Below are 24,783 nucleotides of genomic sequence, written 5' to 3' on the forward strand. Positions count from 1 at the left end.
AAGCGAGTTTAGTTGGCTTGGGTGACGAGCGCATGATGAGTGTGTCAAGGCAAAGGCGCGATGTATACGCGCTCAATAGCCTTCAGGGGCGAGGTAGCGTTCGAGATTTTGGAAGCGGGTGGTACGGGCTTCGAAGCGCAAGGGAATGACACCGAGCGGCCCATTGCGATGCTTGGAGAGGTGGATTTCGGCAAGGCCCTTTTTGTCAGTCTCTTTATCATAGAGCTCTTCGCGATAGATGAACATCACGATATCGGCATCTTGCTCGATGCTATTGCTGACGACCAGGTTATTGGCGACGAAGGAGTGATGTTCATCCACGGTGAGATCATAGACCAGCGTGGCTCCTGCCGGTTCGATGCTAACAATTTCGTCCCAGGTGACATCACCAGAGGCGAGCAGTGCGAGGGCTTCAGCCTGCAAGTCGGTGGCGATGCGCTGGGCCGACGTGCGTGCCAGTGGGCGTCTGAGCAATGAGCAGGTTGCAAAAATCGTCATCTGTTCAAGCAGCGCCTGGTGGCGCGGCGACAGACCGATAGTGAGGCGGCTTTGCCAGCCGGCAGCGGGGATCAGGTCATCAGCGACTGGGGGCAGAGGGGGCAACTCAAGCGGATGGCGGGGGTGTGACCGCAGGGTGACTGGCAGGGCGAGGTGTTCGCCGGGATGGAGCAGATCGAGGCGGCGCCAGCCATTGACGGTGATAAACTTGTGGTTGCCGGTCGCACGGATCGTATGCCCTCGGCGGGTGGTGAGGCGATAGACGGGCTTGTGACCGGTTGCGAAGGCATTGGTCACGGGACGAGGTTCGAGTTTCCAGGTGGTAGGATTGAGCGCGAGTACCCTGAAACCCGTATGTCCAACGAGGTGATCGATCCGACGTGACGTGCCTTCATCGGGCAAATAGACCAGCGTTTCGCCGGCGAGACAGCCTGACTCACGGAGGTCGCTGAGCATCGGGACGTGGCTTGTCCGGCCTTCCACGGCACGCGAGAGCTGTGAGAGGGCAATAATAGGCACATTGAGTTCGCGGGCGAGCGCTTTGAGGCCACGGCTAATCTCACTCACCTCTTGGACACGATTATCATTGCGGCGGCCGGACATCAGTTGAAGATAATCAATCATCAGCATATTGCAGCCTGTCTCGGCGGCGAGGCGACGGGCCTTGGAGCGCACCTCGGTAATGCTGAGGCCGGGCGTATCTTCGATATAGATCGGCAAATCGGAGAGCACGCCCATGCCCTCGAACGCGAGGTTGAGCTCATCGGCGCGCAGATTGCCGGTACGGAGGCGCTGCATATCAATGCCCGTATGCATCGAGAGAATGCGTTGCACCAGTTGATCGCGGCTCATCTCGAGGCTAAAGATGCCGACGGTTGCGCGTGACAGGAAGGCGATATTATAAGCAATGGAAAGGGAGAGCGAGGTCTTGCCGACACCAGGGCGAGCAGCGAGGATAATCAAATCACTTGGTTGCAAGCCACCGGTGAGGGCATCGAGCTCGTGATAGCCGGTTGCGACGCCGGCGACCTCACCGCGGCGTTCCTGGAGGCGTTCGATCTGGGTAAAGAGTGTATTGACAATCTGGCCGATCGGAACGAAATCCTGGGTACTCCGGCGTTGAGAGACGGTAAAGAGCTCGGCCTCGGCCTTATCGAGGGTAACATCGAGTTCTTCGCTCTCATCGTAGCCAAGGGCAGCAATTTTGCCACCGGTCTCAATGAGGCGACGGAGGATGGCCGTACGCTCGACATTGCGGGCATAGTACTCAATATGCACCGCTGTCGGCACTTCAGCGAGCAGTTCACCGAGGAACGCGATGCCACCGACGAGGTCGAGGCGTTCTTGGCGGCGCAACTCGGCGGCAACGGTGGCGAGATCGGGGGGCTCACGGCGGTTATAGCAAGCAAGCATGGCCTCATAGATGAGGGCGTGCTTTTCGAGATAAAAAAATTCAGCCGCAAGCCAGGCCGCGATGGCGATAATTGCATCGCGATCGAGCAAAATGGCACCAAGCGTTGCCCGTTCAGCCTGGAGGTCAAAAGGTACTGAGCGTTCCAAAGGTGGCCTCTTGGTTCTCCGCCATTCTTCCCCAACCTATCGACAGCTTATCCACACTGGGCCAGGAAAGACGATGTGCCACAGCGCATGCTGCGGCACATCCTCAAAGACGCAAACTCTTCTTCGCGGTCAGGGCTTCAAGCGTACTTCGTTCACCGACGACTTACACTGACTCGGTCGCAACTTCCTCGGCGGGTGCATCTTCACCGGCGACGACAACCGTGACAGTAGGCTCGATACCAGCCGCCAGCCGGATCGGCACCGCAAAGGTTCCGACGCGCTTGATTGGCTCTTCGAGCTCAATCTTGCGGCGGTCGAACTCGATCCCAAGTGCAGCGCCGAGCTTCTCGGCAATATCAGCACTGGTCACGGAACCATAGAGCCGGTTCTGCTCACCAACTTTGGCGGTGAAATGGAGACTCAGGGCCGTGATTCGTGCGGCCAGAGCCTCGGCATCTTTGCGTGACGCTTCAGAGCGACGCTGCTGCGCGGCCATCCGCTCTTCGGCCTGCTTGATCTGCCCACGGGTAGCGAGCACGGCAAAGCCCTTGGGAAGCAAATAGTTACGTCCAAAACCACCAGATACGTCTTTGAGTTCGCCGATTTTGCCAAGATGTTCGACATCTTGCACCAGCAACACCTTCATTTTCGAACCCACAAAATCTCTCCTCACATGACATGCATTGGACAAGACATCGGCTCATATCTTACCACGGAGCAAGGTTGCCGTCAACGAAGAGTGCGATGGGTTATGCTCCCCGCTGGGTAGTTGATCGCGACAATCAGGCCCGGTGGGGGCACGGCCCGGTGGGGGCACGGCACCGCCGTGCCCGTACGGGTTAGCGGGTGGCGACGACGATGATGCGTGGTGAGTCGGGGGTGAGGGCGTGCAGGTTGATGCTGCCGTACCAGTTGATGGGGGTGAGGTTGGCCTGGCGGAGGATGCGGTCGAGTTCGGTGGCGGTGTAGATGCGAATGCGATGGATGCGTTCGTCTTCGTGGCCGTCGGGGTCGCGCCAGCGGTCAATTGAGGTGAGGATGCCGCGCAGCGGGTCGAAGTAGCGGCGGATCCAGACGACGGTGCCGTCATCCAACTCGTACCAGTCGGTTGGTTGGAAGCCAGTGACGACGCGATCACGGTGGGCCAGCTCCATGATGAGGCGTCCGCCTGGTTTGAGGGCGCGGGCGATGCCTTCCAGGACGGCCTGGTTTTCTTCTTCGCGGTCAAAATAGCCAAAGGCGGTGAACATGTTGATGACGGCATCGAAGCATCCGCTGTAGGGGATGGCGCGCATGTCGCCCGCAACGAAGTCAACCTCGACGGCTGCTGCGGCTGCATCGGTACGGGCGAGGTCAAGCAGCGGCTCTGAGGCATCGAGGCCAATGACAGTGAAGCCTGCGCGAGCGAGGTTGATGCTGTGGCGTCCTTGCCCGCAGGCGAGATCGAGCAGATCGGCGGGTGGCTCAGGGAGCAGATCACGCAACATCAGTACCTCGGCCACGGTCTGCTCGGAGTTGAGCGCGTAGCGTTGGGGATAGGTTGCATCAAAGTAGTCGTTCCACCAGTTCATCGAATGCTCCTTTGCTCAGGGAATTGTTCCGAGCGTCGCAACATCGCCAAGATAGGTGTCATCAAGGTTCCAGATATCCTGGCGGCGGTCGTTTTCTTCGGGTAAAACCAGGGCGATGCGCAAGCTGTAGGGGCCAGGTGGAAGGGTGGCGGGGAGGAAGAGCGTGTGGGTGTCGGCGATCCAATCGCCTGGGGTCCACAATGGAAAGGGCAGAGTATCGTTGCGAGGCTGGCTGAGGCTGCTGGTAACAATGCGCTCTTCTTGATCAACCAGTTGCACCAGCACATGCCACGGTTGGGGCACCCGGCCCTGGCTCTGCCAGGTGAGGGTTAGAGGGAGCGTTGCGGCTGGCGTTAACGGGTGTTCAAGCTTCCAGCCGCGGATAACGACGCCCTGTTCCCACGAGGCGGCAAAGCGTGCATAGACTGGTTGCCCAAGGGTAGCCTCGGCGGTGCGCGGAGGAAGGGCGATCCAGGGATAGGCTGGCCGGATGATCTGAATCGGTGTGGCGAGGGCAAGGAGGAGCAAGCTTGACCAGATAGCGAGGGGGTTGATGCGGAGTTGTTGAAGGCCCACCGCGAGCAGGATGGCAAAGGCGGCGAGCGCGGGAAAGAGCATGCGGCCTTGCCATGCCACGAGACCGGCGGTATAGGCAAAGGCGAGCGTCCACGCGACGGCCATCGCACTCGCGAGCAGCGGGCCGATCAGAATGGAGCGTGGAAGACCGGTGCCCCGCGTGGCAACCAGACGGACGAGGCCAACCAGGCCTGCCAGGCTTAGCCCGGTATAGAGCCAGAGCATCCAGGCGGGTGGGTGGAGGCTCATCCAGCCAAAGCGAGCCCAGAACGACGCAAAGAGTTGACGTAACGCACCCGACCAGGCTTCGGCACTTGTCCAGGCGAAGGGCTGGGTCGCGAACTTCGCGGTAAATGCACCGAGCGCAAAGGGATCGCCATAGAGGTTCTGATTGCGGAGAAACCACCAGCCGGCGACAAGCAGACTCGTTCCTCCCCAGGTGAGGGTGACCAGGAGAAAGCGCCGCAGATCGGCCCTGGCGACCCACCATCCTGCCCAGAGCAGCAGTGGCCCGAGGAGCAGGGCGCTCTGTTTGGTCAGGAGAGCGAGGCCAAAGAGGAGCCCGGCGACCAGTGCCCAGGGAAGCATGCGGGTGTGCCAGGGTCTCGGTGGTGCGCCTGGGGAGACCGACGAGGCATGGTGAAGGGGAGGCAGTGACCACCAGAGCAGAGCTGACCCAAGGGCTGCGAGCAGAGCATCGTTGGTGACGAGGGCCGTGGTGAAGAGGAATTGCGGATTGAAAGCAACCAGGGCGGCAACGAGCGGCGGCAGGAGCGGATCGGCCTGGGCAAAAAGGCGTCGTGCGGCCAGATAGGCAAAGAGCACCGTCAACACACCCCAGAGCCCCGAGATGGCCCGGGCGGCGTGCCAAGCGAGGGTCAAGCCCTGCCAGGGCCACAACTCACGGCTGGCGCGTTGGAAGGCCCCGGGCTCGTTGCCGCCAGCCCAGCGAAACTGCGGATTCGCGGTCAGGATAATGGACTGTTCAGCAGGGGGGAGCCAGGCAACAGCGGGCACGGCGAGCAGATAGGCCAGAGGCGGTTGATGGCCCTCACCGGGCACATCGGACGCCTCTGGCGGAAGTTGCTGGACAGGCAAGCGTTGCTGTTGGGCAAGAAAGAGCACATAGGCCAGATGCCCTGGCTCATCGGGACCCTCACCGAGGGGCACAGCCCAGTTATAGAGCAAGTGCAGCGCGGCGAAGATGACGAGCAGACCGTATCTACCCAAACTGCTCGACGAAGCGCGTATCGCCTGAGTAGAAGCCACGGATGTCATCAATTCCATACTTGAGCATGGCTATGCGTTCGGGGCCGAAACCGCCCGCGAAACCGCTAAATTCTTCGGGGTCATAGCCACCATTGCGGAGCACATTGGGATGCACCATGCCACAGCCACCGATCTCGAGCCAGCCGGCGTACTTGCAGACGCGGCAGCCCGTGCCACCGCAGAGGAAGCAACTGACGTCCATTTCGGCGCTTGGCTCGGTGAACGGGAAGAAACTGGGGCGGAGGCGCACCTTGGTCCCGGGGCCATACATACGTTCAGCGAAATAGGCGAGGGTTCCCTTGAGATCGCCCATGGTAATATGGCGTCCGATCGCGAGAAACTCAAACTGATGGAACATCATCTCGCTGCGCACGGTCACCTGTTCATTGCGATAGACCTTGCCTGGCAGGAGGATGCGCAATGGTTCGGGGGCGCGTTCACGCATCACCCGCAGCTGGCCGGGGGAGGTGTGGGTACGGAGCAAGACCGATGGCGCACCATCGGGCAGATCGAGGTAAAAAGTATCCTGCATATCGCGTGCCGGATGGTCATCGGCAAAATTAAGCAGGCTAAAATTATACTCATCGAACTCGACTTCAGGGCTTTCGGTAACGAGGAAGCCCATCTCGCCAAAAATCTCTTGAACCTGACCCAGAACCCGATTGGTGAGGTGGACATAACCAAGGGCAGGAGTGCGTCCTGGCATCGTGACATCAATGCGTTCAGCGGCAAGCTCAGCGGCCTGGGCAGCGAGCTTGAGGCGCTGCTCGGCGGCGGCATAGGCTGCTTCAAGCTCTTCGCGCAACTGATTGACACGGCGGCCAAACTCGGGGCGTTGCTCAACGGGCAGGGCCCCGAGGCTCCGACTGACGCGGGTCAACGCACCGGACTTACCGGTATACTTGCTTTTCCACTCAGCGAGCGCAGCGAGATCGCCGACCGATTCCAGGGCTGCGGCTGCCTCTTGTTCAAGGCTTGCCAGCTCATTGCTCACCGTCATCACTAACTCCTTGTATGCGAGCCGAACCTGCATGAGCATGCCTGATCTGTGGCTATTTGTCAACTACGCTGGCGCAAGGCCTCGAAGAGAATAATGCTACCGGCGACAGCGGCATTCAGCGACTCGGCGTGGCCGACCATAGGAATCGTAATGCGCTGACGAGTAAGGTCAGCGGCTTCCGGGCTAAAGCCGTGGGCCTCATTGCCAATAATGAGGGCTGCTGGTTGGCGCCAATCGGCAGCGAAATAGGGCAACGTGGCGTCGGCATCAGCGGCATAGATGGCAGGGAGTGCCTCCAGGGCCTCACCGATCTCTGTCCAGGATTGATCGGCCTGGAGGGGAAGGCTAAAATGGGCCCCCATCGCGGCACGGACGGCCTTGGGCTGAAAGGGATCGGCACTGCCGGGGGCACAGATGACGAGCCCGACCCCGGCGGCTTCAGCGGAGCGAAGGAGGGTTCCGAGGTTCCCAGGGTCTTGGAGGCCATCAAGGAGGAGGTGGAGACCGGGGCGTGGGGGGAGTTCGGGGCGAGCGACGGCGGCCACAACCCCCTGGGGATGGCGCGTATCAGCGGCGGCAGCGACGACCTCGGGGGTAGCGGGAAAAGCCCCGTAGTGAGGGGCGAGATCTGCGAGCAAGCGGGCACCCTCGGGGGTTGTGGCGAGTTGTTGCGGCGCATAGAGTGCGCGTTGGAGTTGTGCGCCTGAGGCAAGGGCGTGGGCAACGAGGCGAACGCCCTCAAGGAAGAGGGAGCGCTCGCTCCGGCGGACTCGCACTGAGTCGCGGAGCGAGCGCAGGAACTTAACGTGCGGATTAGTCGTACTTGAAATCACGCGCCCTGAGTGGTTGGCGTTGCGGTTTGCATTGCGACAGCGACCACATTGCTAAAGGCAGCGGGATCACGGACGGCCATATCAGCGAGCATCTTGCGGTCGATCGTAATCCCGGCCTGCTTCATCCCGGCCACCAGGCGACTATAGGTCGTACCATTGAGGCGCGCACCCGCATTAATGCGCTGGATCCAGAGACGGCGAAACTCACGTTTGCGCCGGCGGCGGTCGCGGTAGGCATATGCCAAGGCGTGCATAACCGCCTCGTGAGCAACCTTATAATGGCGACTCCGCGCACCGCGAAACCCTTTTGCCTGATTGAGCAGCTTTTTGTGACGCTTATGCGTCATCATGCCACGCTTCACACGAGCCATACGAGACACCTCCAATGAACAGGCCGGCCAGGGGGTGGCGAGACGTCCCTGGACTACGCCCGACTAGATCTTACTTTATTTCAAACCATACGGAAGGGCGACCTTGAGATGCTCACGATTTGCGCGTGAGGTCGGCTGGTCTTTGCCCCATTTCTGCTGCGAGCGTTTGGGGCGATTGATCTTATTGCCACGCACACCCTTCTGCTGCAGCACCTTGCCACTGCCCGTCACCTTAAAGCGGCGCTTGGCCCCTTTATGGGTCTTCATCTTTGGCATACAAACAACCTCTCGTTATGAACGCCGTTCTTCTTCTTCGCCCTCGTCGTCCTCGTCGTCCTCATCGTCCTCATCGAGGTCTTCGTCGTCGAAGTCCTCTTCCTCAAACTCATCATCATCGAAGTCATCGTCAGCGAAGTCACCGTCGTCGAGGTCTTCGCCCTCCATCAACTCGTCATCAACTTCGACCTCGGCATCGACAGGCGATTCACTCTGGCCCGGCTCATCAGTTTTGGCGGATGCCTTCGACTGAGCAATTTTTGCCTTCTGGGCCTGCTGGGCGGCCTTGAGCACTTTGGCATTAGGTGCGACCAGCAACGAGAGCACGCGCCCTTCCATCAGGGGTTTCTGCTCGACAACCGCAATATCGCGCAACTGCTCGGCAACTGCCTCAAGCATTTTGCGCCCAATTTCCGGGTGAGCCATCTCACGCCCGCGGAAACGCACGTTAAACTTGACCTTGTCACCTGCAAGAAGAAACTTTTTGGCTTGATTCGCCTTGGTGGCAAGATCGTGGTCATCAGTCTTGGGCATCAAACGGATCTGTTTGAGCTCGGACTGTTTCTGGTTCTTGCGGGCCTCACGTTCTTTCTTGCTCTGCTCATAGCGGAATTTGCCATAATCAAGCAGGCGACAAACGGGTGGCACCGCATTAGGTGCGACCTCAACCAGGTCAAAACCGCGTTCTTCCGCCATCATGATGGCCTCACGAACACTTACGATGCCGACCTGCGTGCCATTTTCGTCAATCAGGCGCACCTCACGTGCGCGGATGCGATTGTTGATCCGAAACCGTTCCCTAATGGCGTGACTCCTTCGTCTTCAGGGCAGATAGGTGGTGTTGAAGGGAGGGAATGCCTATTCACAGCGTAGAAACACCGCCTCGACATTTCATTGTCCGAGCGGTGCTTTTCTTCAACCCGAACCTGCCGACGATGACCAGCCTGCCCGGTCACTGTCATATTGAAAGCCTATTATAACAGCGTGTAAGAGTGCCGTCAACCTTTTCGCGTGTCCGAGCGGTGAGTGGTCTATGATCCCTGGCGTAAGAAACCTTTACCCGGCGTTACGAGAGATTTTTTCTATGCTTATGCGATAAAGCGTATGATAGAGGTAAACTCGTTAACGTGTGTTCAGGCTCTCGACCTAGTGAGAAAATGTTCTCGATTGTGATGAAAGAGGAGTTTATGTGATGATGCATGACAAGGAAGGTGAACGATCCAATCGAATGTTCTGGCGGGTGGTAAGAGCTACGGGGCTTGTGCTCGGCCTGCTCGTCCTTATGGCGGGTGGGCTTTCATGGACAGCCGCTGATGCCCAGCAGGGTGCTGATACTGCGCTCTCCTCGCTTGTCTTTACCAAGTTGCCTGATCCGGAGGTGTTGCCCCCCGGGTCAGCGCTGGCGGTGGAGTTTAGCCACGATTCGACCTATCTGGCGGTTGGTGCGACGCATACGCTTGCGAATCAGCCGTTTCTGCTGATCTACAAGCGCAATGGTGATACCTTTACGAAGCTCGCTGGTCCCGAGGAGCAGCCGCCCGGACTTGTCTCCGATGTCGCCTTTAGCTTTGACTCAACCTACCTGGCGGTTGGTCATAGCAATGCTGAGCGCGATGGAACGTCGTTTCTGACGATCTACAAGCGCAATGGTGATACCTTTACGAAGTTGCCTGACCCTGCAGTGATGCCTCCACTTTCGGTTGTGGGGGTGGCGTTTAACTCTGATGCAACCTATCTTGCCGCTGCTCACCTGAACAGCCCCTACATCGCTATCTACAAGCGTACTGGTGATACGTTTGTCCGTCTGGCTAATCCGATTGGCCTCCCTACGGGCAATGGATATGCGGCTGCATTTAGCCAGGACGATACGTTTCTTGCCGTTGGAAACTGGACATTCGATACACCCCCGCTTGTCCTCGGGCTTTATACCCAGGAAAATGACATCTTTACACGGCAGCCTCAGATCGCCTCGATGCCTCCCGGCCCCGTTCATGCGATTGCCTTTAGTCCTGATGATACGCACATGGTTGTCGGGCACGAGTCGGGGTCTGGGACTCCAGGGGGCATCTTTATCTACAAGCGTGAGGGCGATACGTTTACCCAGTTGCCTGGGCCTGATGTGGCGCCGCCTGGGCTTGGACGTGATGTTACGTTCAGTTCTGATGGGGCGTATCTCGCGGTTGCCCATACCAGCGGGGCCAGGGTGACGGTCTATAGCCGTAGTGGCGATACCTATACTAAGTTGCCCGATCCGGATGTGCCACCCCCAGGGGCCAATGGGTACGCAGTGACTTTCAGCGACGATGCGACCTATATGGTGGTGGGTCACAATGTCTTACCGCATATCACCATCTATAAGCTTGGTGAGCCGCAGCAGCCCGACCGTCTCTTCTTGCCAATGGTCATTCGTTAGCTGATCAGGGGTGCTAAGCCCCAAGACCTTGCAAAGAAGCTCACGCGAAGGCGCGAAGGCGCGAAGGGTTCGCTCATCTACGCGAAAACCTTTGCGCCTTTGCGCCTTTGCGTCAAACCAACCGCCTTCTTTGCAAGGTATTGAGCTTAGATCTGATCGAGGTAATCTTTGAGCAGTTTGCCGAGCCGTGGGTGACGTAGTTTGCGTAGGGCTTTGACTTCGATCTGGCGCACGCGCTCGCGGGTGACACCAAAGGCTTTGCCTACTTCTTCGAGCGTCCGTGGTTGCCCATCAGAGAGGCCATAACGCAATTCAAGCACCCGTCGTTCGCGTTCGGTCAGTTGATCGAGCGCAGTGGCAATCTGTTGGCGAAGCATGCCGCTCGCGGCGGCATCGTCGGCGTCGAGCGCATGCGGGTCGGGAATGAAATCGGCCAGGGTGCTATCGGCCTCTTCGCCAACCGGGGTAGCGAGGGAGACCGGATCTTGCGCGGTACGCCGCAACTCGCGTAGTTTGTCTTCGCTCATATTGAGGAAGTTGGCCAGTTCGGCGTCGGTTGGTTCACGCCCCAGGCTCTGCGTCAGTTGACGGCGGGCCGCCTGGATGCGGTTGAGCGTTTCGCCGAGGTGAACGGGCAGCCGAACGAGCCGCGATTGATCGGCGAGCGCCCGTGAGAGGGCCTGCTTGATCCACCAGGTGGCATAGGTCGAAAACTTGTAGCCTTTGTTGTGGTCAAACTTTTCGATCGCTCGCAAGAGGCCCAGGCTCCCTTCTTGAATCAGGTCAAGCAAGGGGAGGCCACGATCACGGTAGCGTTTAGCAATGCTGACGACGAGCCGTAAGTTGGCGGCGGCCATCTTCTGGCGGGCCTCGTTGCCGGCGGCACGCTCGAGCTCAAGTTGTTTCGCCTCGGGCGAATCGGCGTTCGCATCTTTCAGCTTGCGCTCGGCGATCTGGCCCTTCTCGATCTCTTGCGCAAGCCTCTTCTCTTGCTCGGCGGTGAGCAAGGGAACCTGGCCGATCTCGCGCAGATAGAGGCGCACACTATCACCGAGGAGCGCATCAGACAGACCTTCATCAAGGTCAATCGCTATGGCTCCGTTGGGCTCCTCTTCGGCAGTCTGATCATCAGGCGTATCATAGACAGGAACGCCGGCCTCGGCCAGGGTTGCCTGAGCTACTTCCATTGCCTCAGCTGCATCTTCCGATGCAGGCACGACCTGGAGCAACTCGTCGAGGGTAACAAACCCTCGCTGCTTGCCCTGGACAATCAGCGCCTGCATATCGGTTGGATTGAGGGGAGGCAATGGACGCGCAGCTTCGGGTTGCGGTTGAGACATCACTCTTCCTTAAGTCGGTTGGGCCTACACGCTTATGCTGAGCCCGTCCGAGGGGTACATACCTGGTCATCAAGCACATCGGTGGGTTGCGACAACAATATCAGGTTCTATCTGGCTTCACCACACACGAGGTCTATTTTAGCATATCGTGAGTCATCCTGGGGATGAACTTCGCCTGCTCCTCATGATGCTGCCCCTGCTTCGAGCAAGCTTTTGACCGCTGCGGCATCGGGGGCTTCGAGGGCTTGCCGTGCCATGACTTGTGCGGTAGCGTAGTTGGTTGCACGGATGGCGGCACGAACGTGTGGGATCGACCCGGGCGAGCAACTCAGTTCATCGACGCCAAGGCCGATGAGCAGTGCGGTAGCCTTTGGGTCGCCGCCAAGTTCGCCACAGACGGCGACGTGACGTCCGTGGCGATGGGCTGCGGTGCATGTCAGCGCGATCAGTTGCAGCACGGACGGGTGCAGGGGTTGATAGAGCGCAGCGACGCGCTGGTTGCCCCGGTCACACGCGAGCGTATACTGGGTCAGATCGTTGGTACCGATGCTAAAGAAGTCAACCTCACGGGCAAGTGCGTCGGCGGTCAGGGCTGCCGAGGGAACCTCGATCATCACGCCGAGTTCGACTTGGCGTGCATAGGCGAGCCCTTCGGCGTCGAGCTCGCGTTGTGCTCGGTCGAGCAACACCCGTGCCTGATGCACCTCGCTGACCGTGCTTACCATCGGCAGCATAATGCGCATCACCGCATTGGCGCCGGCACGGAGCAACGCCCGCAATTGAGGTAGCAGCAGGTCTGGTTCGCTCAACCCGATGCGCAGGCCACGCCATCCAAGAAAGGGATTATCTTCGTGGGGGAGGGGAAAAGCAGGCAGATGTTTATCGCCCCCGACATCAAGGGTTCGCACCGTGATCGGCAAGCCGGGCAATTCAGCCGCAATGGCGGCGTAGAGGGCGAGCTGTTCGGTCTCATCGGGCAGGGTCGTGCGCTCGAGGAAGAGCAACTCGGTACGCAGCAGGCCAATGCCTGCTGCACCCCAGGCGTGGGCAGCGCTCGCTTCGGCAACGGTCGAGGCATTGGCGACCAGGGCAATCGCGTGGCCGTCACTGGTGACGGTTGGCAACGATACGGCCTCACGCAGTGTCGCTTCTTGTTCGCGCAAGGCGGTCGCCTGCGCCCGCAGCGTTGCCAGTTCGGTTTCGTTGGGTGCGACATAGACCTGCCCGGCTGCTCCGTCGAGCGCGAGCATCGTACCTGTCGCCACATTGTGCAGCAACGTCTCGCCGAGGCCAACCACAGCCGGAATACCGAGCCCACGTGCGAGAATCGAGGAGTGGGCGGTCAGCCCCCCGCCAGCCAGCACAATGCCCAATAGCCGCTCTTGAGCGACACTCATCAGATCGGAAGGGCCAAGATCCCGGGCCACGATCAGAGCGGGTTCACTCAATTGCTCACCGAGACTCTTGGTACCGGTAAGCGCACGTTCCAGCAACCGGGCCACATCGCGGAGATCGACCGCACGCGCTCGCAAATAGTCGTCCCCGATCTCCTCAAGCAATTCGGCCTGGGCATTGGCGGCGAGCAGCACTGCATCAGGGGCTGGCAGGCTATGCTCGGTGATAGCCTGATCGATCATCTCGCGCAGCGAAGGGTCGTGCAACAACATGCGATGGGCGGCAAAGATATCAGCCTCTTCGGCTTTGTTGGCCTGGCGCAACCTGGCTTCGTGCTCAACCAGGCTTGCATCGGCCTGGGCGAGCGCCTTGGCAAGGCGCACTTGTTCCTGAGCGACCGAAAACGTTGCGGTTGAAGGTGTTGGTGCAGGCGAGGCTTCGGCAGGTTGATAGACAAGGGCCGGCCCAATTGCAACACCGGGTGCAGCGGCAAGGCCGTGCAAAATCAGGGTAGACATACGAAAGCTACTCAATCCTAGCTAGGGCCACGTCGATCTTTTGGCCTGAGCAGGGCCTGAACCCCTTACCGCCCACTTTGACCGACGATGGTCACAGATACGCAACCGCAGATCAGACAACTTCAGCCAACGCCTGAATCAGCAACGCCGCCGAGGTTGCGCCGGGATCCTGGTGCCCAATCGCACGTTCGCCGAGGTACGAGGCACGTCCACGGCGGGCAAGCAGAGGGATCGTTGCTGCGGCCCCCTGGTGTGCTGCCGCAGCCGCTCGTTGCAGCGCCTCTGCGAGCGACTGCTGCTCGCTCAGCGCCTGTGCATAGGCTTCAACGGCAGGGGCCAAAGCATCAACCATCGTTTTATCACCTGGATGCGCCTTGCCCAGGGTTGACACCCCGTCGAGAAATGCCTGGAGCATCGCGAGCACCTGGTGTTCATCAAGGCTCTGGCACCCTTCGTTGAGCTTGCCAGCTCGACGGAAGGCGGTTCCGTAGAGGGGGCCGCTGGCCCCGCCTACGGTCGCAATCAGGCGCATTGCTGCGGTCTTCAAGATTGTACCAGCATCGCCCCCGTGATGCTGGGCCAGTGACTCGACAATCGCGGTAAAACCGCGATCAAGATTGACGCCATGATCCCCATCGCCAATCGCCGCATCAAGCCTGGTCAGATAGTCACGTTGTTCGTGGATCAGCGCGGCTGCATGCCGCAACCAGTTCCGCAACGTTCCAGTCGTAATAGACATCATGATGATATAGTTGCCTCAGATCAGCGCAGACCGAGGACTGACTGAGCAATTACCCCGCGCAAAATCTCCGACGTTCCTTCGCCAATAGTCAGCAGGCGGGTATCACGATACATCCGCTCGACGGGGAATTCCTGGCTATAGCCATACCCGCCAAAGACCTGGATGGCATCGCGGCAGACCCGTTCTGAAACCTCAGAGGCGTAGAGTTTGCCGACGGCTGCTTCGCGGGAAAAGGGGCGATCTTGATCTTTGAGCCACGCCGCGTGATAGATTGCGAGGCGGGCTGTTTGGAGGCCGACTTCCATATCGGCGATCAGATTAGCGACCGACTGATGCGCCCCGATTGGTTTGCCAAAAGTTTCACGCTCGCGGGCGTAGCGTATGGCCGCCTCAAACGCTCCCTGGGCGAGTCCAACGGCCATCGCGCCAATGCCAATGCGCCCCCCGTCAAGCACCTGCAAAAACTGGACAAAGCCGCGCCCGCGGGTACCGAGCAGATTCTCTTTGGGGACGCGCACATCTTCAAGCATCACAGCGGTCGAGACCGAGCCACGCAACCCCATTTTGGGTTCGTGTTTACCAAAGCTCAGCCCAGGCGTCCCTCTAGGCACAAGAATGGACGAAATTCCGTTTTTGCCACGGTCGGGATCAGTGACGGCGGTGACAATAAGATGGCCGGCTAGAGGGGCATTGGTGATCCACATCTTTTGCCCATTGATCACCCACTCATTGCCCGCCAACACCGCAGTTGTCCGGGTTGCGCCGGCATCCGATCCTGCGTGGGGTTCGGTCAGCCCGAAGGCACCGAGGTAATCGCCACGAGCTGCGGGAACGAGAAACTGCTGTTTCTGCTCTTCGGTGCCAAACATATAGATGGGTGCCGAACCGAGGCCCATATGGGCGGCATAGGCCAGCGCGGTTGAGCCACACACCCGAGCGACTTCTTCAATCGCGATGGCCGTGCTGACCGTATCAGCCCCGGCCCCGCCGTAGGTTTCGGGGAACGGCAACCCCATCAGTCCGGTACGCGCCATCGCCGCAAAGGTCGCGTGGGGGAACTCGCCTGTCTCATCAACCTGGCGCGCCCGTGGCGCAATCTCTTTCTCGGCGAACTCACGCATCGTACGCCGAATCAATTCCTGCTCATCGGTCAGTGCGAAGTGCATCGTTGTCTCCTCTATGCGGGATTGTCTACCCTTGAGGGGTCAAGAGCTCAACCCCCTCCATTGTTTCGGCGACGAGATTATCGACCACCGCCCGCAGATCGTTGGTCTCGGCAAAGATGTGGAGTTGGCGGTCGGCACTCGAACCGCCTTCCGCAATCTTCAGCAGATACTCAACCTCTTTGCGTGAACCAAGCATATCAACCACATCGTCAACGAGCTTGACGATCTCATACACCAGCGCCTTGGTGTCGACTTCGGCCCGTTTGCCAAAGTCAATCATTTTGGTGTCGAGACCCCAGCGCTGCGCACGCCACTTATTTTCGTTGATCAACGCTCGGCGATAGACGCGGAAGGTCGTATTCTCTTCGAACATGATATAAAACTTGACGATCAACGCCTGCATAACGGCTGCCAGGGCGAGGCACTCTTCGACGCGGGTCGCAATATCACAGACACGAAACTCGAGGGTACCAAAGAAGGGGTGCGGGCGCAGATCCCACCAGATCTTCTTGCCATTATCAATACAGCCTGTATTGATCAAAAGTTGTATATAACGCTCGAATTCACCGGCGGAATTAAAGCTTGGCGGCGTACCGGTACGGGGGAAGCCGCTAAAGACAACGCTGCGGTACGATTTGAAGCCCGTATTGCGACCCATCCAGAAGGGCGACGACGTCGAAAGGGCGAGCAAATGGGGGCAGATATAGCGGGCCACATTCATCAATTCGATGGACGCTTCATTGCTTGGCATCCCGACATGGCAATGCATGCCAAAAATGAGCAGTTGGAGGGCGGCATCTTGCATTTCACCGACCATCGCATCGTAGCGCTCGTGCGGGGTGATTTCCTGGGTCATCCACGAAGAAAACGGATGCGTTCCTGCGGCAGCAATCTTCAGGCCGTGGCGTGCCGCCAGACCGGCAATCGTTCCACGCAAATGGGTGATTTCGGCCCGGGCTTCGGTGATCGTGCGGCACGGTTTGGTGCCAACCTCGACAATGCTTTGATGCATTTCGGGTTTGATCTGCTCACGCAAGATCATCCGTCCTGGCTCGAGAATCTGGGTAATGTACGAGCGCAATTCGCGGGTATCGGGATCGATGATCTGGTACTCTTCTTCGATACCCAGCGTAAAGGCAAAGTCAGAGTCCATCGGATTATAGACGCTCAAGGCTTTCTCCTGACACGTAACGGCCTATGGTCGTGCGCCTGGGGGCCTCTTTATTATACACACAAATAGGTGGATGAAGCTCACCCAGCCGAGCGCCGCTCGCGCCATCGCTCACGCAGATAACTCAGCCCATTGCGTTGATAGACGAGCCATTCGATGGTCAGAATGATCAGGGCGATCAGGGCGACCCAGCGCCAGAATTCTTGACGCCCGTCGCGCTCGCGTGAGACGGTGCTTTGGGCACCGCTGGCCTGGGCGATGTTGAGGTCACGCTGGGGTGCAATGCGTGATTCGCTCGGCGCAAAGAGGTTGACCGCATACTGGCGTTGCGCAATCAGTTCGTTGCCCTGGAATTCTTCGACCAGATAGACGCCGAGGCTGCTGGTGGCGGCAAAAATGGCCTGTCCCCCCTGGATCTGGACATCGTTGTTGCGGCTACTCATGGTGCTGCCGTCAGGCAACCGTACCCGTACTTCGGTGATGGTTTCGTCAACCTGAAAGGCGAGTGGTTGCCCAGGCAAAACCTGCGCACCTTCGGCCCCGCTGCCAGGGGCCAGGAAATCCATCAGGTTCGAGAGCAAGAGGGGGAATGCAACCTGCAATGGAAGATCGGAATTGCGCAGGTCAAACGCCAGCACGGCGATACGACGGCCTTCGCGTTCACCAACCATCAACAGCGGCGCACCATCGCTGTCAACCACGGTACGTGCCCAGTTCCCGGGGACAATGCGTGCCGCCTTGAGAATGCTCACCTCGCTGAGACTTACGTTGCGCAGCAGTTCGTCACCCCCAATCGGGCGCACAACAGGGAACTCGATCTCGCCAGTGACCGAAAAATAGTCGGTTGAACGCAACGGTCCGATAAAAAGCAGGTTGCCTGCAGGAAGTTCTGGTGGCACGACGCCATCAAGAATGGTCACGGGAACCTGCACGACCGACTCGGTGAAGACCGTGGTTGCTGCTGGCACTTCATTTACCTCGACCCCACGCAGCAGACCGAGGCCAGTTGCGAGGAAGCGGTTGCCATCACTGACCAGGCGCACCTGGACGGTATCGCCCACGCTACTGACGGCAAACGCACGATCATCGGCGGCCAGCGCATCTTCACCGGCCAGATGCGCCTCGACGACCTGCACCTGTGCCGGAAGCTCAACGACAATGCCTTGATCGCGGCCAGGTTCGAGTGTCAGGCCATAGGCGTTAAAGACGGCCCCGTCGAGATAGAGATCGAGGCGGCGATTGACGATGGTCTCGCCATAGTTGGTTGCCTGCACAAAGAGGGTCTGCCCGGCGAGACTCGGCTGAAGGTTGATCGCACTGAGCGCGACATTTTCGGTACTGCGCCCAATCGGAAAATAGCTGACGCGGGCGGGTACGCGCAACTCGGCGGGCACGGTGACATTGCCATCCGAGATGATTGCCACCTCGCTATCGGCATCGCGGGCCGCCAGGGCCGACGCGAGCGTCAAGGCCTGCCCAAGATCGGAGCCACCATTGTTGGTCAACTGAATTGCCTCGATCGCCTGGCGCAACTCGCGACGGTCAGAGGTCGCCGCTGCCGGCACCTCCATCTCGCCACCTGCTGCAATAATGGTCGCCCTGCCACCGTCGGGCAACTGGTCAACCAATTGGCGGGCGCGTTGCTTTGCGCCTTCGAGGCGGTTCGGAACTTCATCGGTAGCGCCCATACTCGCCGAGCGATCGAGAATGATGATCAGATTGGTGCCACTGATGCCCTGGGCGGCGACAAAAGGTCGTGCGAGCGCAAAGACCAGCAGCAGCATCAACAGCAACTGGAGCAACAGCAACAGATTGCGCCGCAACTTCTGCCAGGGTGCATTGGCCTCGACATCGCGCACCATCCGTCGCCAGAGAAAGGTCGACGAGACCGGACGATCCTCGCGGCGCAACTTGAGCAGATACATCGCCACAATCAGTGGCCCAACGAGAGCAGCGCCGAGCAGCGCCAATGGAGCAAGCAATGACATAACGATGCCTCCTTACCTACACGATAGCAGCCCCTTTGCCTGTTCGTCAAGACCAAAAACCTACGCCCAAAGTCCCTTGTCGCTCGTACCAAGCAATGCTACAATCCATATACAGTGTCGTTAGACGCACGTTCGTGCGGGATTGATTGGGACGTAGGCGCGTCCTGAAGGGAGACGAACATAGAAGAGTTGCGTTCTCAGGATGGGAAGCGGCTGCATACGACGGCGACTCCGCGTACACGGGCCTTGCTTGTTGGTGCCGAGGTTGCAAGTGCGCGTAGTTCGTGGACGGCGAAGGACTCGCTGGCTGAGTTGACCATGCTAGCCGAGACGGCCGGCCTCGAAGTGGTCGGAAGTCTCTTTCAACGGCTCGATCAGCCCTTCCCCAAATTTTTTATTGGCCCTGGTAAAGTCAAAGAGGTTGCGGCCCTCTGTGAACAGCACGCTGCCGGTCTGGTGGTCTTTGATGATGAGTTGAGCCCTGGTCAGACCCGCAATCTTGAGCAGGAGTTGCAGATTGGGGTGCTGGATCGGACTGCGTTGATCCTTGACATCTTTGCGCAGCATGCGCGCACCCACGAGGGGCGTCTGCAAGTCGAACTCGCCCAATATCAGTATTTGTTGCCCCGCCTCCGGCGCCAGTGGACGCACCTTGAGCGTCAGGCCGGTACCGGTGGTGGAACCTCGGCGGGCGGTGTGGTTGGTCTGCGTGGGCCTGGTGAAACCCAGCTCGAGATCGACCGCCGTCTGATTGATCGGCGCATCGCCTGGCTGAAAGACCAACTGGCTGATGTCCACCGCCACCGCGAACTCTATCGCAAACGCCGTCGCCAGAGTCAGGTTCCCGTTGTGGCCCTGGTAGGCTACACCAACGCTGGCAAGAGCACGTTGCTCAATGCGTTATCGGGGGCGGATGTCTACGCGGCCGATCAGCTGTTTGCGACCCTTGATCCGACGACGCGCCAGCTTACCCTCCCTGGTGGTCAGACGATCTTGATGACGGATACGGTCGGTTTCATTCAAAAATTGCCGACCCAGCTTATTGCGGCCTTTCGGGCCACACTTGAGGAGATCAATGAAGCTGATATTCTTTTACATGTTGTCGATCTGACGCATCCGAATGCGCAGGAACATGCCCAGACGGTCGAGCAGACCCTGGCTGAGCTTGGCGTAGACAAGCGTCCGACCTTGACCGTGCTCAACAAAATCGATCGCATGGAGGGCGTCGGCCCCGATGATGTTGCTCAGGTTGTGGCCGATATGGGTCTGCCCAGTGATGTGGTGGCTGTCTCGGCGCAGCGCGAGTGGGGGCTGGATCGTCTGACGAGCCGGATCGAGCAGGCGCTTGGCGAGGCGATGGTTGCCCTTGATGTGCTCATTCCTTACCAGCGTAATGACCTTGTCTCGCTCTGGCATCGTCGTGGCGTCATCGAGCAGGAAGAGTATGCCGGTGATGGAACCCACATTCTGGGGCGTATCCCACGGGATCTTGCCGCGCAATTTGGGCCGTATCGTTCGGCACGTGCGCCAAAGTAGAGGATGGCTGCGGTGCGCTGCGAGCATAGCTCGCAGCGCACCGCAGGGTGTCAGTGATCCTGCAAGCAACCATTATGGCAGATACGCCGTGATCATCTGTTCAAAACGGGCCTGACTTGTGTCCCCACTGATGCGCAGGCGTGGCAGGGCAAAGGGGTCGTGCTGGCTGAGATCGGTGCGCGTTGTGGTTGCCGAGAGATAGCCTGCCTCACGAGTGACGGCCATCACGGTATCGTTGTAGCGCCCCAGGGGATAGCAAAAACTGACGATAGGCTGGCCGAGCTCGGCTCCGAGCACGGCACCCGAACGGCCTACCTGGTCGCGTAGTTCATCAAGGCGCATGCGGGTAAGATCGGGGTGGTTGACACTGTGCGCCCCGATCTCCATCCCTGCATCCCGCAACGCCCGTAACTCTTCCCATCCCATATACCCCGGTCGCCCAACAAAATCACTGACGATATAAAATGTCGCGGTATAGCCGTAGACCAATAACCGTGGCAAGGCTTCGGTGTGGGCATCGAGATAGCCATCGTCAAACGTAAGCGCCACCGCCCGCGCTGGACACGGGCCTTCGCCCCGGATGCAACGCGCTACATCCGCCATCGATACCGTTTCGTAGCCGTTGCTGTGCAGCCAGGCTAGCTGGGCCGCGAATTGCTCGGGTGTCACCGAGAGCCCAAAGCCGAGCGGGTCAACCGCACGGTCGACATAACGTACATAATGATACATAAGGATCGGAATATGCGGTCGCACCCCTTCAGGGGCCGGGGTGAAACTGTTGCGGGCTCGCTCTTCCCGACCGGCGTGCCCGGGTTGCATCACCAGATCGCCGGAAGCGGCTGCTTCGGCCTGATCAGGTTGCGCATAACCACCAAGCCCGAGGACGGCCTCAGCCGGAGCAAGCCGCACCGCAGGCTCACGCTCAGCCAGCAGAATGAAGACTGCGGTGAGGATGAGCGCGATGACGATGATCAGGGTTGACACTTTCATAGGAAGTATCATAGCACAAATGTCTCTTTTAGTCAGCCACGGCCATTCCCAAAGCCTCGCGGGCGGCAGCGACGACAAAGAGTGAGCCAGTGACCAGAATAAGATCGTGAGGACTGGCGAGTTCGCGGGCGATCGCAAGCGCAGTTGCCACATCAGGTTTCACCAGCAGCGTGCCTTGCAGGTGTGGGGTTACGGCGGCCACCATGCGATCCAGATCCATTGCCCGTGTGTGCGCCGAGCGTGTCAGGATCACCATTGTTGCAAATGGCACCAGTTCGGCGGCGATGTCACTGATCGCTTTGTCACGCGAGGTGCCAAAGACAAGGATCAGGCGCTCATAGGGCACGCTGGCCTTGAGCGACGCAATCAGTTTCTGCGCCGAGTCACCGTTGTGGGCACCGTCAATAAGCACCGGTGGTTCCCCTGGAATCAGTTCAAAGCGACCGGGCCAGCGAACCTCGGCCAATCCCCGCCGCATCGCCTCGCTACCGATGGTGAAACCGGTGTCCTCTAGCAGCAACGCCATCCCGAGCGCGAGGCGAGCATTTTCAGCTTGAAAAATACCCTGGAGCGCAGGTTGTGGTGCAACCGGGTAGGCCATGGGCGTTCCTGGTGGTTGGAGGGGCACCAGTCCTGCTGGCGCGGCCTGCCACAGGGGGGCCTGGGATAGCGTTGCTTCATTGATAAGCTCATGCATGGCTTCATCAGCCTGGGGAACGGTCACAACAGGCACCCCGGGTTTGATAATGCCAGCCTTGTTCCAGGCAATCTCGGCGAGGCTCGCCCCCAGGATTGCCATATGGTCGTAGCTGATTGAGCTAATGCCTGCAACGCTTGGCGTCACCACATTCACAGCGTCGAAGCGTCCTCCTAGCCCAATTTCCAGCACGGCAAGGTCGATCGTTTGGCTAGCAAAATAGTGCAAGGCGAGCAGGAGGCTCAGATCGAACGTGGTTGGTCGCCCGTACGGTTCAGGATCAAAGTGGTCAATCACGGGCTGGAGCGCCGCCACCAGGCTGATCAGATCGGCCTGGCTGATCAGCGTCCGGTCGATCTGGAACCGCTCGCGGTAGGAGTGCAGATGTGGCGAGGTAAAGAGACCGGTGCGCCACCCGGCTGCGCGAACGATTGCTTCAACAAGGGCGGCCGTACTTCCCTTGCCCTTCGTCCCCGCAATGACGACGGAACGGAACGTGTGCTGGGGATTGCCTGCATCTGCCAGCAGCGCACGTATCCGCAACAGATTCCGGTTCGCTTCCTCATCGGTTGTCGCCCCTTTGCGGGTCGGGTCAATGAAGCTATAAATATAATCCAGGGCTTCCTGGTAGGTTGTCAGCATATATTTCGTGTTGCGCTCCTCGCTGGCGCTCTAAAAACCATGCTTGTGCTAGCGCAAACAACCAGCAAAGCTAGTTGTTTGCGCCAGCACAAGTGAGATTCCTGAGGGCCGCAGGCCCCCAAACCGCTCCCTGCGTACGCAGGGAGCGAGACATCCCTTGCACCGCAAGTATAGGTGAGAGTGTTACGCAGGTCAATGCAACGTGCTCGCTCAAACCTATGGTACGATAGTTGCATCCTAGTGTATGTTATGGAGAAAGACCAATGCGTTTGATACGGCATTATGTTTTCCTTGTGCTTCTGGTTGTATTGCTAGCCTGGCCCGCTTCTTCGACGCTGGCGCAGCAGCCACCGCAGCCGATCTGCTTTCCAGGGGTGCCGGGCATTGATCATTGCATTGATCCGGTGTTTACCGCCTATTGGCAACGCAATGGTGGCCTGCCCGTTTTTGGCTATCCGCTCGGCCCGCTTCAGCAGGTCGAGATCGAAGGCCGCGTGTTGCAGGTGCAATGGTTTGAGCGCAATCGGCTCGAGTTGCACCCGCAGAATCCGCCTGCGTACCGCGTCTTGCTCGGACGCATGGGCGCGGAACGCTTGCAGATCCTGGGCCGTGAGGCCCCGGCCCCTTCAGATGCGACGCCTCAGCCGGGTTGTCGCTGGTTTGAAGCGACCCGCCAGAATGTCTGTGACCAGGATGCAGGCCTCGGTTTCAAGCGCTACTGGGAGACGCAGGGGTTGCGTATTCCTGGCTTGAGTGCCTACGAGCAATCGCTCGCTCTCTTCGGTCTTCCCCTGACGGCGGCCCAATTTGAGCCTGCCGCCAATGGGGAACTGATCCTGACCCAGTGGTTCGAGCGCGCCCGCTTTGAGTGGCATCCGAATAATCCTGACCAGTTCAAGGTGCTGCTCGGTCTGCTCGGCAATGAGTTGCGTGCCGACGCGAATTTTGTTGAACGACCTTTTGATCCCCGTGGGGGGCGGACGCCCATTGGGGTCGAGATTAACCGCACTGCGGTCGCCAGCGTTGCCACCCGTCTCAACGAGTTGCGCCCTGACTGGGTGCGCTATAACGGTATTCTCTGGTCTGAGGTCGAGCCGGTTGCGGGGCAACGCAACTGGGCGGCGCTTGACCGCGTGTTGAATGAAATTGCCTTGATCAGCGCGAGTGGAGCTGCGCCGATGGTGATTGTGCGTGGTACTCCGCCGTGGGCGCAGGCGGTGCCTGGCTCGGCGTGTGGCCCGGTGGCTGCCCAACAATTGCCGGCGTTCGCCAGTTTTATGGGCGAACTCGTGACCCGCCTGAGCGGGCCTCCCTATAATGTCAAACATTGGGAATTTGGCAATGAACCCGATGTTGATACCGCGCTGGTACCCGGTGACTCGCAGTTTGGTTGTTGGGGCGAGGCAAGCGATGCCGCCGGCTATGGTGGTGCTCGGTATGCCGCGATGCTCCAGGCGGTCTATCCAGCGATCAAACAGGCCGATCCGCAGGCTCAGGTTATCTTTGGAGGCCTGTTGCTCGACTGCGATCCTTCGTTTGATGCGTCGTGTCAGCCGGGACGTTTCCTGGCGGGGGTGCTAGCGGCGGGCGGTGGTGCGTATTTCGACATCCTGGCCTATCACGCCTATACCTTCTGGAGTGAGCAGCGCAGTGATTTTGACCTGAATGTGCCCAAGTGGTCTCATCGCAATGGCCCGTTGCTCGGGCGGCTCGACTTTGTACGTGCGACGATGGCTACCTATGGCGTCAGCAAGCCGGTCATGATGAATGAAGGCGGCCTGCTCTGCCTCGGGGCGAATCAGCCCTGTGGCGCTATGGGATTGTATGATGACCAGGCGAGCTATGTTGTCCGGATGTATGCCCGCAGTTGGGCCGCTGACCTGGTCAACAGTGTCTGGTATACCTTGAATGGTCCGGGTTGGCGCGATGGCGGCCTGCTTGATCGCAGTCGTCAGCCGCGTCCCGCGTTTGTTGCGATGCGCTTCCTGCGCGAACGACTCGACGGCGCAACCTACCTGCGACCGTTAACCACGGGTACGCTCGAAGGCTATGCTTTCGCGACCCCTACCCGCGAGTATCATATCTATTGGACAAATAGTTCGACGACGGCGCCGGTCGCCCTTCCGCCTGGCTTTATCGCTGCCTATGGGCCGACCGGCAACCCACTTGCTGTCGGGCGTGAACTGATCGTTGGCTTTGAGCCGGTCATCATTGAAATGAATCGATAATAT

The 24,783-nt window shown here is 59.3% G+C and carries 20 protein-coding genes; 3 read left to right on the forward strand and 17 right to left on the reverse strand.

Annotated elements, in window-relative coordinates; translation table 11 throughout:
- Positions 1 to 72 precede the first annotated feature (72 nt).
- The 9 genes from dnaB to infC all read right to left on the reverse strand — a co-directional run bounded on the left by dnaB (position 73) and on the right by infC (position 8,713).
- A complete protein-coding gene (gene dnaB, locus EYB53_RS02905) occupies positions 73 to 2,058 on the reverse strand; it encodes a replicative DNA helicase (protein WP_135476542.1) in 1,986 nt (661 codons plus the stop codon).
- A 163-nt stretch (positions 2,059 to 2,221) separates the two neighbouring features.
- Positions 2,222 to 2,716: a 50S ribosomal protein L9 gene (gene rplI / locus EYB53_RS02910; RefSeq protein WP_503827053.1), complete on the reverse strand. Its 495-nt coding sequence runs from the start codon at positions 2,714 to 2,716 to the stop codon at positions 2,222 to 2,224.
- 181 nt (positions 2,717 to 2,897) lie between these two features.
- Positions 2,898 to 3,629, reverse strand: a complete 732-nt coding sequence (locus tag EYB53_RS02915; RefSeq protein ID WP_135476544.1) for a class I SAM-dependent methyltransferase — start codon at positions 3,627 to 3,629, stop codon at positions 2,898 to 2,900.
- A 15-nt stretch (positions 3,630 to 3,644) separates the two neighbouring features.
- Entirely contained in the window at positions 3,645 to 5,483 is a 1,839-nt protein-coding gene (locus EYB53_RS02920) for a hypothetical protein (RefSeq protein ID WP_167857228.1), read from the reverse strand.
- Positions 5,428 to 6,474, reverse strand: coding sequence for a phenylalanine--tRNA ligase subunit alpha (gene pheS / locus EYB53_RS02925; protein WP_205712565.1), 1,047 nt, complete (start codon positions 6,472 to 6,474; stop codon positions 5,428 to 5,430). The genes EYB53_RS02920 and pheS overlap by 56 nt, the downstream gene beginning before the upstream one ends.
- 59 nt (positions 6,475 to 6,533) lie before the next feature.
- Positions 6,534 to 7,307, reverse strand: coding sequence for a TrmH family RNA methyltransferase (locus EYB53_RS02930; protein ID WP_135476548.1), 774 nt, complete (start codon positions 7,305 to 7,307; stop codon positions 6,534 to 6,536).
- The gene (gene rplT / locus EYB53_RS02935; RefSeq protein ID WP_097650377.1) at positions 7,304 to 7,678 is read right to left on the reverse strand and encodes a 50S ribosomal protein L20; all 375 of its coding nucleotides are present in this window, start codon (positions 7,676 to 7,678) and stop codon (positions 7,304 to 7,306) included. Before rplT ends, EYB53_RS02930 begins: the two co-directional genes overlap by 4 nt.
- A 75-nt stretch (positions 7,679 to 7,753) precedes the next feature.
- On the reverse strand, positions 7,754 to 7,954 hold the full coding sequence (locus EYB53_RS02940) for a large ribosomal subunit protein bL35 (RefSeq protein WP_097650376.1): 201 nt from the start codon (positions 7,952 to 7,954) through the stop codon (positions 7,754 to 7,756).
- A 15-nt stretch (positions 7,955 to 7,969) separates the two neighbouring features.
- Positions 7,970 to 8,713, reverse strand: a complete 744-nt coding sequence (gene infC / locus EYB53_RS26545) for a translation initiation factor IF-3 (RefSeq protein WP_371879057.1) — start codon at positions 8,711 to 8,713, stop codon at positions 7,970 to 7,972.
- Positions 8,714 to 9,146: 433 nt separating this feature from the next.
- Here infC and EYB53_RS02950 point away from each other — a divergent pair, with 433 nt between their 5' ends.
- Positions 9,147 to 10,367: a WD40 repeat domain-containing protein gene (locus tag EYB53_RS02950; protein ID WP_135476552.1), complete on the forward strand. Its 1,221-nt coding sequence runs from the start codon at positions 9,147 to 9,149 to the stop codon at positions 10,365 to 10,367.
- 146 nt (positions 10,368 to 10,513) lie between these two features.
- Here the strand turns inward: EYB53_RS02950 and rpoD are convergent, their stop codons facing one another.
- The 6 genes from rpoD to EYB53_RS02980 all read right to left on the reverse strand — a co-directional run bounded on the left by rpoD (position 10,514) and on the right by EYB53_RS02980 (position 18,687).
- Complete coding sequence (gene rpoD, locus EYB53_RS02955) at positions 10,514 to 11,707, reverse strand: RNA polymerase sigma factor RpoD (RefSeq protein WP_135476554.1); 1,194 nt, start codon at positions 11,705 to 11,707, stop codon at positions 10,514 to 10,516.
- A 182-nt stretch (positions 11,708 to 11,889) separates the two neighbouring features.
- Positions 11,890 to 13,620, reverse strand: a complete 1,731-nt coding sequence (gene ptsP, locus EYB53_RS02960; RefSeq protein ID WP_135476556.1) for a phosphoenolpyruvate--protein phosphotransferase — start codon at positions 13,618 to 13,620, stop codon at positions 11,890 to 11,892.
- Positions 13,621 to 13,732: 112 nt separating this feature from the next.
- On the reverse strand, positions 13,733 to 14,362 hold the full coding sequence (gene dhaL / locus EYB53_RS02965) for a dihydroxyacetone kinase subunit DhaL (protein WP_254150851.1): 630 nt from the start codon (positions 14,360 to 14,362) through the stop codon (positions 13,733 to 13,735).
- A gap of 20 nt (positions 14,363 to 14,382) precedes the next feature.
- On the reverse strand, positions 14,383 to 15,528 hold the full coding sequence (locus EYB53_RS02970) for an acyl-CoA dehydrogenase (RefSeq protein ID WP_135476558.1): 1,146 nt from the start codon (positions 15,526 to 15,528) through the stop codon (positions 14,383 to 14,385).
- A 25-nt stretch (positions 15,529 to 15,553) separates the two neighbouring features.
- Complete coding sequence (locus EYB53_RS02975; protein WP_135476560.1) at positions 15,554 to 16,699, reverse strand: carboxylate-amine ligase; 1,146 nt, start codon at positions 16,697 to 16,699, stop codon at positions 15,554 to 15,556.
- Between the two features lie 80 nt (positions 16,700 to 16,779).
- The gene (locus tag EYB53_RS02980; protein ID WP_135476562.1) at positions 16,780 to 18,687 is read right to left on the reverse strand and encodes a vWA domain-containing protein; all 1,908 of its coding nucleotides are present in this window, start codon (positions 18,685 to 18,687) and stop codon (positions 16,780 to 16,782) included.
- 189 nt (positions 18,688 to 18,876) lie between these two features.
- Between EYB53_RS02980 and hflX the strand changes: the two genes are divergently transcribed.
- Entirely contained in the window at positions 18,877 to 20,223 is a 1,347-nt protein-coding gene (hflX, locus tag EYB53_RS02985) for a GTPase HflX (protein WP_135476564.1), read from the forward strand.
- A gap of 72 nt (positions 20,224 to 20,295) precedes the next feature.
- Here the strand turns inward: hflX and EYB53_RS02990 are convergent, their stop codons facing one another.
- Positions 20,296 to 21,213, reverse strand: coding sequence for a polysaccharide deacetylase family protein (locus EYB53_RS02990; RefSeq protein ID WP_167857229.1), 918 nt, complete (start codon positions 21,211 to 21,213; stop codon positions 20,296 to 20,298).
- Between the two features lie 28 nt (positions 21,214 to 21,241).
- The gene (locus EYB53_RS02995; RefSeq protein ID WP_135476567.1) at positions 21,242 to 22,552 is read right to left on the reverse strand and encodes a bifunctional folylpolyglutamate synthase/dihydrofolate synthase; all 1,311 of its coding nucleotides are present in this window, start codon (positions 22,550 to 22,552) and stop codon (positions 21,242 to 21,244) included.
- Positions 22,553 to 22,815: 263 nt separating this feature from the next.
- Here EYB53_RS02995 and EYB53_RS03000 point away from each other — a divergent pair, with 263 nt between their 5' ends.
- The gene (locus EYB53_RS03000) at positions 22,816 to 24,780 is read left to right on the forward strand and encodes a hypothetical protein (RefSeq protein ID WP_135476569.1); all 1,965 of its coding nucleotides are present in this window, start codon (positions 22,816 to 22,818) and stop codon (positions 24,778 to 24,780) included.
- Positions 24,781 to 24,783 lie beyond the last annotated feature (3 nt).

Origin of the sequence: Candidatus Chloroploca mongolica, from assembly GCF_004762035.2 — a bacterium.
In the GTDB taxonomy this organism is placed as follows: domain Bacteria; phylum Chloroflexota; class Chloroflexia; order Chloroflexales; family Chloroflexaceae; genus Chloroploca; species Chloroploca mongolica.

What these genes read in the sequence shown, in the direction of transcription:
- EYB53_RS02915 (WP_135476544.1), bottom strand. Translation starts at nt 3,629, where the DNA reads ATGAACTGGTGGAACGACTACTTTGATGCAACCTATCCCCAACGCTAC.
- EYB53_RS02920 (WP_167857228.1), bottom strand. Translation starts at nt 5,483, where the DNA reads ATGACATCCGTGGCTTCTACTCAGGCGATACGCGCTTCGTCGAGCAGT.
- pheS (WP_205712565.1), bottom strand. Translation starts at nt 6,474, where the DNA reads ATGACGGTGAGCAATGAGCTGGCAAGCCTTGAACAAGAGGCAGCCGCA.
- rplT (WP_097650377.1), bottom strand. Translation starts at nt 7,678, where the DNA reads ATGGCTCGTGTGAAGCGTGGCATGATGACGCATAAGCGTCACAAAAAG.
- EYB53_RS02940 (WP_097650376.1), bottom strand. Translation starts at nt 7,954, where the DNA reads ATGCCAAAGATGAAGACCCATAAAGGGGCCAAGCGCCGCTTTAAGGTG.
- EYB53_RS02950 (WP_135476552.1), top strand. Translation starts at nt 9,147, where the DNA reads ATGATGCATGACAAGGAAGGTGAACGATCCAATCGAATGTTCTGGCGG.
- rpoD (WP_135476554.1), bottom strand. Translation starts at nt 11,707, where the DNA reads ATGTCTCAACCGCAACCCGAAGCTGCGCGTCCATTGCCTCCCCTCAAT.
- ptsP (WP_135476556.1), bottom strand. Translation starts at nt 13,620, where the DNA reads ATGTCTACCCTGATTTTGCACGGCCTTGCCGCTGCACCCGGTGTTGCA.
- dhaL (WP_254150851.1), bottom strand. Translation starts at nt 14,362, where the DNA reads ATGATGTCTATTACGACTGGAACGTTGCGGAACTGGTTGCGGCATGCA.
- EYB53_RS02970 (WP_135476558.1), bottom strand. Translation starts at nt 15,528, where the DNA reads ATGCACTTCGCACTGACCGATGAGCAGGAATTGATTCGGCGTACGATG.
- EYB53_RS02980 (WP_135476562.1), bottom strand. Translation starts at nt 18,687, where the DNA reads ATGTCATTGCTTGCTCCATTGGCGCTGCTCGGCGCTGCTCTCGTTGGG.
- EYB53_RS02990 (WP_167857229.1), bottom strand. Translation starts at nt 21,213, where the DNA reads ATGAAAGTGTCAACCCTGATCATCGTCATCGCGCTCATCCTCACCGCA.
- EYB53_RS02995 (WP_135476567.1), bottom strand. Translation starts at nt 22,552, where the DNA reads ATGCTGACAACCTACCAGGAAGCCCTGGATTATATTTATAGCTTCATT.
- EYB53_RS03000 (WP_135476569.1), top strand. Translation starts at nt 22,816, where the DNA reads ATGCGTTTGATACGGCATTATGTTTTCCTTGTGCTTCTGGTTGTATTG.